The sequence below is a fragment of the Virgibacillus chiguensis genome (assembly GCF_900129865.1).
Classification (GTDB): Bacteria; Bacillota; Bacilli; order Bacillales; family Amphibacillaceae; genus Virgibacillus; species Virgibacillus chiguensis.
In genome coordinates this window covers 134864-143641 of sequence record NZ_FQXD01000011.1, presented here as the reverse complement: position 1 = coordinate 143641, position 8778 = coordinate 134864, and the positions used below count along the sequence as shown (strand labels likewise).

Genomic DNA, 8778 nt, shown 5'->3' with positions numbered 1-8778 from the left:
ATCTCGATGATCTTCCTTTTAGATACTGCAATATTTTACTTGGGGCAATACTTGGAGGACAAGATAATAATAAATGAATGTGGTCTTTCCCAACACTTCCTTGCAATATGGTAATTCCTCTGGCTTCACAACCTTGTCTTATCAAATCACGCACTCTCACCGCTATATGCCCGCCCAAAACCTTATATCTATACTTTGTCACCCATATGACATGATACTTAATATCATACACAGCATGACTATTTTTTCTATATCCTTCCATACTTTCACCTCTTCACTTAGTATGGACAAAAAAGATAAGGCTAAAAGCGGATACCGTCTAAAGACGGTGGAGTTAGACCACGCATTTGTAAATTAAATGCATTATACCAAATTTCCAGTTGCAGGAATATAGATAGGTATATTTATCTATTAAAACCTCCATCTTAGCAAAACTGGTCACCTCTTACCTTGATGCAAATAATAGAAATGCACTTAACCCATTTCTTTTAAATCTTCATGATGACCAAAAACGTAGCATCAGGCCTTTACTTTAAGAAACTGCCGCTATGTCGATATTATAAAAAAGGATGGCTACACTATGATGGGAGGATGGATCGATTGAGTTGGATAAAGGATATAGTAAATCAATTAATAAAAAAGTATCGTTCTAATAATCCATTTGAACTAGCAAACTTTAAAAATGTCCATGTTATCGAGTGGAATTTGCATGACGAAATCAAGGGGTTTTACAAATATGATAGAAAGAATCAATATATTTTTATTAATTCTAATTTAGATGACATAACTAAAAGATTTGTATGTGCTCATGAGCTCGGTCACTCTCAATTACATACAAGAGTAAATACCCCTTTCTTACGGAGTACCACTTACCTTCCAGTAAGTAAGATTGAAGTAGAAGCAAACACCTTTGCTGTAGAGCTTCTTCTGCCAGATGAGTGTCTCTATGAATATGTAAGCACAAACATTACCATTAAAGAAGTAACTGCAACTTACGGTATCCCTGAACAAATTTGTCATCTAAAAAATTTTTAAAGTTTGTATAGGTACTTAGAACTAAGTCTAAAGTATGAAATTAGTCAAAATAAGGTTTAACGTATACCCTGTACAGATATACAAAGAGATGGCACGTTGAATATATCATTTAAAAATGATGGCCATCTCTTCTTTATTACACTTATTTGTTATTCCTATTTTCACTCATAAATTCATTTGCTATTTCGTTGTTAGGATCTAATGTAAGGATCTTTTTAGCAACGTTGAATGCTTCCTTTTCGGATACTACAGTTTCAGGAACATCATGTAAAAACAGAAGGTTAGTTAAATAACCTACATCTTGTTGATTAGTTAATTCAACACAACGTTTTGCGTGATATAAAGCAGTGTAGTAAGCTCCATCAATATGACATAGTGGGTTAACTAGCATATCAAAAGCTATTCCATGAAGTTCCACTTTTTCATCTTCAATTATTAAACTCATAACAAAGGCATAATTGGTAATACTGGAGTTATGAAAAGCAATATCTGTTAATGTTGCATCAAGTTCTTCATAAGAAAGATTGCTAGAAATTTTTTTAGCCTCTTCCAGATTACCACTTAAAATAAGATCCTTTAACTTGTTAGTCAATTTATTTCACCCATCCATTACTAATATATATTTTTCCGTTAGCCCTTTTAAAAGTTACTGTCACAGTTCTTCCACTCATCTTCAATGTTTTTTTACGAACACTTTTATACGCACTCTCTTTACCATAACGCATTACATGCGACATTACTTTAGAGACATCGCTCCAATTGTTTCCTGTAACTTTACTCCAATTGTGTTTACTTGCGAGAATATGTTTTCTTTTATTTGCGCTTAGTTTACTTACAGAGCTGAGTACTTTACCATAACTTCTTGATGAAACAGCGTATTTTGCGGCTTTTTTACCATATTTTTTAATTGCATATTTAATTCCATATCTGGCTACTGCTGCGACAATAACTATAGGAAGAGCAGAAGCAGACATTTCAGTAGTGTCTATATCAATAATATCTTCAGTTTCAATATCAATAAAAGTAGCAACAAAATTATCTCCTTCTACATCATGTACAACTACATCATAATTTTGACTAACCAACTGCCCTTCTTCATTAATAACCTCACCTGACACATTGATATTCTCTGTCTCCCTATCCATATCAATTTCTACAAAAACTTCCGTTTCCCCCGCAATATGTTCAGTTTCAACTACCACTGTATCCTCTGTCTTTTCTACTACCTCTAACTCTAATCCGTTGTCTAGAGTTTCAGTTTCTATTGAATCTCCATTTATATATTCAGAATTTTCTTCAGCCTTAGCAATTTGAATACCAGAAAACAATTGCAAAAATAAAGTAGCTATTATTATTGTAATAAATCCTTTTTTCAATCGCATAGGTCACCTCATTTTATATTTTTTAATATGTTTATTTGGTTTTTATACTCGATTCCATCACTATCTTTTATAAATTTTAACAATTCCGTTTTTCCAACCTTTTTTTTGTTATTAATTGTATTCCTATATTCTATCAACCAACTAGAAAGTGCTCCAGTAACATACGCAGAAGAAAAAGAAGTTCCAGAGTATAATGAATAACCTCCCTGTGAATCTGTTGATAAAATATCCTTCCCAGGTGCAACGAAATCCGTACTACCCAAAGCAGAAGCATCTATGAGGTTTAAATCAGAGTCTATTGCATTTACTGATATCACATTTTCGTACTGAGCTGGGTAATCCATGTCAAGCCCATAGGTATTTCCAGCAGCTGCTACAACAATAATGCCTGCATCAGTCGCTGCTTTTATTATTGATTTAAGTTGCATGCTGTCTGATTGAAATCCTATACTTAAATTTATCATATCTACCCCTTGAGCAATTGACCATTGAATTCCTTTAGTAAGCTCTTCTATACTTCCGTTACCATTTTCGTCAAGAACTTTTACATCGTAAATATCAATACTTTGATTTAAACCGATAATTCCCTTATTGTTGTTATTTGCTGTGATAATACCCGCAATTGCTGTACCATGATTAAATACGTCATGAGTAATACTTTCATCAGTTACATTAAATTCTTTCACTATCTTACCCTCTAAATCTTCATGGCTTTTATTAATACCGCTATCTAATACTGCTATTTTAATATTTTGATCTTCTGTTTTTGTGACCACCCCCATTAGATCCTGTCCCCAAGGTGAAACTTGTCTATTTGACCATTGAAGTTTTTTTAGATCATCCATGTTATTGTAATAGTATAGAATTGACAAAATAGCGAGAACAATTATCAATACTATACCTGAGACAAGATATTTATACTTAATCTATTACTCCTCCTTTAACATTTTATGGTAACAATAGATATTATATAGTATATCTATGAAAAGTCCACATAATTTCAAATAATCATTATCCTCCTTTGAATGAAAGTATGTGAATCAGAAAAATGTTTGTTGCAGCAGAAGAAAAACAATCGATATAGAGTAAATTATTTAAGGAACGGTAATCAATGTTTGAAAGGACTTTCGATTAAGAAACGAATTATAGAGAAGGAGAAACTACCCTTTCTTTATGCTATTTTTTATTTATAATTGGCCTCTCAAAACCAAGGAGGTAAATTATAGTAAAACATTTCGTAAGCCCGAAATAAATACAGTAATGATAAAGAGTAGATGCATTATGTAAGTACAATTTGTGGGAAAGCTAAACATAGAAAAGATGACGAGGGAATTAATTGAACTTGATAATCACACAGTTCCTAAAATGATGGCTGAGCATAAAGAGTTAAAATTTGTAGAGTTAGAGCAGACTGATTTTACTGTTAAGCATTATGAGGATAAGGCAACAGAGTACAAGCTTCAAGAGATGGTATGTCAACACTTAACTAGACAAGTGTAACCTATCCACATTTATTTTATAACATCGAATGGATAATCGCACCTATAACACCATTATCCATTCGATTTCTTCTATTTGCAATTGGTATGCATAGCATTTGAAATATGGTTTCGGACAGTTTTTTCTGATATGAATAATTCCTGGGCAATTTCTTTTGTGGTTTTATCCTGAACTAATAGTTCAAATACTTCTTTTTCCCGTTTAGTTAATAATTGCTTCGGTTTATACTCGTTGTCCTTCAAATGGTAACCCCTCCTTGCTGTCAATAGAGCTGCAAAATGAAGGGAAATTATTTAGTCAATAATAGCTTATGTAAAAGCAATTAAACGGTGCGTACATTTATCAGGGGGGCCACAGAAATCTTGTAAACTAACCCCTTCACTTACCACCTTGCTCGTTGCTTGAAGTGGAAGTTTTTTAGGTAATCGCCACTTTTAGTAACTGACGAAAAGGAAAAGGCAAATGAAATAGCATCTAGGCTACCCTTGACACGCTGTGAGAAAAAGACTACTTCCCAAAACACGTTTAACTGTATATTTAGTAAAATATGGTTTTTTATTAACATGATTATTGCCACCACTTTATTCTCTAAATGTTTTGATTTGTAAAAAAAGAGCGGTTAAACGTTCTGCACAACTTGCAAGATCGTCTTCCTAATATAACGTATCCTATTTCTGTTTACTTTTGCGCCAAAGCTATTCTCATTGATTCTCCTAATGATATTGGCTTGCCTGTTTTTGCATGAATGTATACAAGTCGTCCTCTTCCAGTCAAAGCAATTTCTTGTTTATCATCTAAAACCATATAATGTATATCAACAGAAGATCTACCAACATGATGTGCTTTCACATACACTTGGATAGTTTGATCAAAGTACAGTTGCTTTAAAAAATCGCATTGTAAATCAGATACAACTGGTATTCCCTCTGTATTCGTATTCCCATCAAAAACACCTGCAGCTTTCAAAAATTCGATTCTTGCCTGCTCAAAATAAATAAACACAGTAGTATTGTTCATATGACCAAATAAATCTGTCTCAGAAAAACGAATCGTAACTGGTATAGAAAAAGAAAAAGTTTTACTCCACTCATTTAGATTGTCAATATAAGATATTCGCACATTTTCACCTCTTTAACAAATAATGTATGGGATCGGACAAATAAAAGCTTGTCACAGTCAATTCATTTAATCTACTACCTTGGCCGCAACATGCCGCTAGTTTGATTGCTGAAAATTAAACGTAACACGCATACAAACATTTAACTATAAAAAATAACTTCACGTAGTCTTAGAGATTATTCGTTGCGATAAACGCTGTCATTTTCCTTATACTAAAAACCTTCAAAATTACTACTTTCTACAGTTTATAATGTGAACAAAAACTTTTGTTGTACAAATTTAAATTTTAAAGCGTAGCTCTTAATCCACTTCTATTCAAAGGAAAATAATCATCATTCTAAAATTTCTCATAATTAATATTGAAAAACAGCCCTCAGCCTTCTTAGAGGCAGAGGGTCGTTAGTATAGCTAATTAAATTAATGTGCGTTGTCACTTCCAAAAAAGTTTTTAAACGCTTGGATATTTGTTGCTCGGTTCATGGCAGCAATAGAAGTAGTCAGTGGAATACCTTTAGGGCAAACTTGTACACAGTTTTGCGAGTTTCCACAACCATCTATACCTCCATCTTCCATCAACCCATTTAAACGTTCACTTGCATTCATTTCTCCAGTTGGATGTGCATTAAACAAACGAGCCTGCGAAATAGCTGCTGGACCAATGAAATTGGATTTATCATTAACATTTGGGCAAGCTTCTAGACAAACACCGCAAGTCATACATTTCGATAATTCATATGCCCATTGCCGTTTCTTTTCAGGCATACGTGGACCGGCTCCTAAATCATGCGTACCATCAATTGGAATCCATGCTTTCACCTGTTTTAACGCATCGAACATGCGGTTACGATCGATAATTAAATCGCGAACAACTGGAAATGTTGACATTGGTTCTAGTCGGATCGGCTGTTCAAGCTGATCTACAAGTGCTGCACAAGACTGTCTTGCTACCCCATTAATCACCATGGAACATGCACCACATACTTCCTCAAGACAGTTCATATCCCACTGAACTGGTGTTGTTTTCTCTCCATTTGCATTAACCGGATTTTGTCTAATTTCCATCAATGCAGAAATAACGTTCATATTTGGCTTATAAGGTATTTTAAACGTTTCTGTATAGGAGTTAGAATCAGGGCTGTCTTGTCGAGTTATAATAAAAGTAACTGTTTTATTATCAGCCATTCTTACTTACTCCCTTCACTTTTTTTCGTGTAGTCACGCTTACGAGGTTTAATTAATGAAATATCTACATCCTCATAAGAAAATTTAGGTGCTTTTTCTTCTGCGTCAAATTCTGCAATCGTTGTTTTCAACCACTCTTCATCATTTCGATCTGGGAATTCAGGTTTATAATGAGCACCACGGCTCTCATTCCGATTATAAGCGCCTTGTGTAATAACACGCGCTAAATGAAGCATGTTTTCCAACTGACGTGTAAACATAACACCTTGGTTGCTCCAACGAGAGGTATCATTAATATTAATGTTTTCAAAACGTTGCAGTAGTTCTTGAATCTTTTCATCTGTTTGCAATAATTTTTTATTATCACGCACTACGGTTACGTTATCAGTCATCCACTGACCAAGTTCCTTATGAAGCTGATAAGCATTTTCTTCGCCATCCATGTTCATTAATTTTTCAAAGTGGTCTTGTTCCACTTTTACATTCTCTTCAAATAAATGAGATGGCAAATCATCGACATGCTTCTCTAAACCTTCTATATATTCCATTGCCTTTGGACCAGCAACAGCTCCTCCATAAATAGCAGACAATAATGAATTAGCACCAAGACGGTTGGCACCATGCTGCGAATAATCACATTCTCCTGCAGCAAAAATACCAGGGATATTAGTCATTTGATTAATATCTACCCACAGTCCGCCCATGGAATAATGGACAGCAGGGAAGATTTTCATCGGCACTTTTCGAGGATCTTCGCCAACAAATTTCTCATATATCTCAATAATTCCGCCTAGTTTTATATCAAGCTCTTTTGGATCTTTATGTGATAGATCCAAATACACCATATTCTCGCCATTTATACCAAGTTTTTGGTTCACACATACGTCAAAAATTTCACGTGTGGCGATATCTCTTGGTACGAGGTTACCATAAGCTGGATATTTTTCCTCTAAGAAATACCAAGGTTCTCCATCTTTATATGTCCAAATTCTGCCCCCTTCACCACGGGCAGACTCACTCATTAATCGTAATTTATCATCACCAGGAATAGCTGTAGGATGAATTTGAATAAATTCTCCATTGGCATATTTTGCACCTTGCTGGTACAACTTACTTGCAGCAGATCCAGTATTAATCATAGAATTAGTAGATTTACCAAAGATAATTCCAGGACCACCAGTAGCAAAAATGGTTGCATCAGATGGAAATGCTTTTATCTCATGCGTTTTCACATTTTGAGCTACAATCCCTCTACCAACACCTTCTTCATCAATCACTGCCCGCGCAAATTCCCAGTTTTCATATTTTGTCACAAGACCTTCTACCTCATAACGACGAACTTGCTCATCCACCGCATAAAGTAATTGTTGTCCTGTTGTTGCTCCAGCATAAGCTGTTCTATGCATTTGCGTTCCACCAAAACGACGAAAATCTAGCAATCCTTCAGGTGTGCGGTTAAACATAACACCCATTCGATCAAACATATGAATAATTCCAGGCGCTGCATCACACATCGCTTTTACTTGCGGTTGGTTTGCTAAGAAATCTCCACCGTACACTGTATCATCAAAGTGAAGCCAAGGAGAATCCCCTTCTCCCTTAGTATTAACTGCACCATTTATTCCACCTTGAGCACATACAGAGTGAGAGCGCTTTACAGGAACAATGGAAAATAAATCAACACTTACTCCTGCTTCTGCTGCTTTTATTGTTGCCATTAAGCCAGCTAAACCTCCGCCAACTATGGCAATTTTCCGTTTACTCATAACTTGTCACCCACTCCCTGTTCCTTTGAATTAAATACCGTAAGCAAATGTAAGAATTGTTCTAACACCGACATAACTTAGTGCTAAGAAAACAATTACAGTTGCATATGTAACTACTTTTTGTGATTTAGGTGTTTGTGTAATACCCCAAGTCACACAGAAGCTCCATAATCCATTGGCAAAATGGAAAATAGTAGATAGGACACCAATCATATAGAACCAGAACATAAATGGATTGGAAAGAATCCCTTCCATTAGGCTATAGTCAGCTCCTTGTGATCCTAACTGTATTCTTGTCTCCCACACATGCCAAACAACAAAGACAAACGTAATAATACCCGTTATTCGCTGTAATAAGAACATCCAATTACGGAAAAAATTATATCTTTTCGTGTTGCTTCGTGCTACAAATACAATATATACCCCTAAAATAGCATGAAACAAAATTGGAATAAAAATAACCCCGAATTCCAATACGAGTCTAAATGGTAGACTGTGCATAAAATCGGCTGCTTTATTAAAATTCTCTTCTCCATAAACAGCAAAATGATTCACCACTAAATGTTGAACCAAAAAAAGACCTATTGGAATTACACCTAATAACGAGTGCACTCTTCTTGTTAGAAACTCACGATGCTCTGTCAATGTGTTCCCCCCCTTTAATTTGATCATTAATTAGTTTCATAGTGTTGTACATATTTAAAAGTTCAACTCTTAAAGGAAGTACGGCGAGTTGACATTGTACAATTGCGACATGTTTATTGTACTTCTAACTATTGCAAGCGTCAAGAAAA

General features: G+C 34.9%; 11 protein-coding genes. 2 read left to right on the top strand and 9 right to left on the bottom strand.

Annotation, left to right across the window (positions count from 1 at the left end; genetic code table 11):
• Positions 1-262, bottom strand: a 262-nt coding sequence (gene tnpA / locus BUB45_RS13180; protein WP_139300120.1) for an IS200/IS605 family transposase, incomplete at its 3' end; no start/stop codon positions are given.
• 338 nt (positions 263-600) lie between these two features.
• On the opposite strand from tnpA, the gene BUB45_RS13175 reads away from it, so the two are divergent.
• A complete protein-coding gene (locus BUB45_RS13175) occupies positions 601-1035 on the top strand; it encodes an ImmA/IrrE family metallo-endopeptidase (protein WP_425303969.1) in 435 nt (144 codons plus the stop codon).
• Positions 1036-1177: 142 nt separating this feature from the next.
• Here BUB45_RS13175 and BUB45_RS13170 read toward each other — a convergent pair whose 3' ends face one another.
• From BUB45_RS13170 to BUB45_RS13160, 3 genes are read right to left on the bottom strand one after another with little or no spacing between them, the layout of a single operon-like run.
• The gene (locus tag BUB45_RS13170) at positions 1178-1627 is read right to left on the bottom strand and encodes a hypothetical protein (protein WP_073010277.1); all 450 of its coding nucleotides are present in this window, start codon (positions 1625-1627) and stop codon (positions 1178-1180) included.
• Position 1628: 1 nt separating this feature from the next.
• Positions 1629-2417: an SAR2788 family putative toxin gene (locus BUB45_RS13165; protein ID WP_073010274.1), complete on the bottom strand. Its 789-nt coding sequence runs from the start codon at positions 2415-2417 to the stop codon at positions 1629-1631.
• Positions 2418-2425: 8 nt separating this feature from the next.
• Positions 2426-3262, bottom strand: coding sequence for a S8 family serine peptidase (locus BUB45_RS13160; RefSeq protein WP_139300161.1), 837 nt, complete (start codon positions 3260-3262; stop codon positions 2426-2428).
• A 475-nt stretch (positions 3263-3737) separates the two neighbouring features.
• On the opposite strand from BUB45_RS13160, the gene BUB45_RS13155 reads away from it, so the two are divergent.
• Positions 3738-3917: a hypothetical protein gene (locus BUB45_RS13155; RefSeq protein ID WP_212590773.1), complete on the top strand. Its 180-nt coding sequence runs from the start codon at positions 3738-3740 to the stop codon at positions 3915-3917.
• Positions 3918-3988: 71 nt separating this feature from the next.
• Here BUB45_RS13155 and BUB45_RS13150 read toward each other — a convergent pair whose 3' ends face one another.
• The 5 genes from BUB45_RS13150 to BUB45_RS13125 all read right to left on the bottom strand — a co-directional run bounded on the left by BUB45_RS13150 (position 3989) and on the right by BUB45_RS13125 (position 8629).
• Positions 3989-4159 (bottom strand): helix-turn-helix domain-containing protein, encoded by a 171-nt coding sequence (locus tag BUB45_RS13150; protein WP_073010265.1) that lies wholly within the window; start codon positions 4157-4159, stop codon positions 3989-3991.
• Positions 4160-4595: 436 nt separating this feature from the next.
• On the bottom strand, positions 4596-5036 hold the full coding sequence (locus BUB45_RS13140) for an acyl-CoA thioesterase (RefSeq protein WP_073010239.1): 441 nt from the start codon (positions 5034-5036) through the stop codon (positions 4596-4598).
• A gap of 417 nt (positions 5037-5453) precedes the next feature.
• Positions 5454-6218, bottom strand: a complete 765-nt coding sequence (gene sdhB / locus BUB45_RS13135; protein ID WP_073010236.1) for a succinate dehydrogenase iron-sulfur subunit — start codon at positions 6216-6218, stop codon at positions 5454-5456.
• 2 nt (positions 6219-6220) lie between these two features.
• The gene (gene sdhA, locus BUB45_RS13130) at positions 6221-7984 is read right to left on the bottom strand and encodes a succinate dehydrogenase flavoprotein subunit (protein WP_073010233.1); all 1764 of its coding nucleotides are present in this window, start codon (positions 7982-7984) and stop codon (positions 6221-6223) included.
• A 30-nt stretch (positions 7985-8014) separates the two neighbouring features.
• Positions 8015-8629 carry a succinate dehydrogenase cytochrome b558 subunit gene (locus tag BUB45_RS13125; protein ID WP_258871584.1) on the bottom strand — a complete coding sequence of 205 codons (615 nt, stop codon included), beginning with the start codon at positions 8627-8629 and terminating at the stop codon, positions 8015-8017.
• Positions 8630-8778 lie beyond the last annotated feature (149 nt).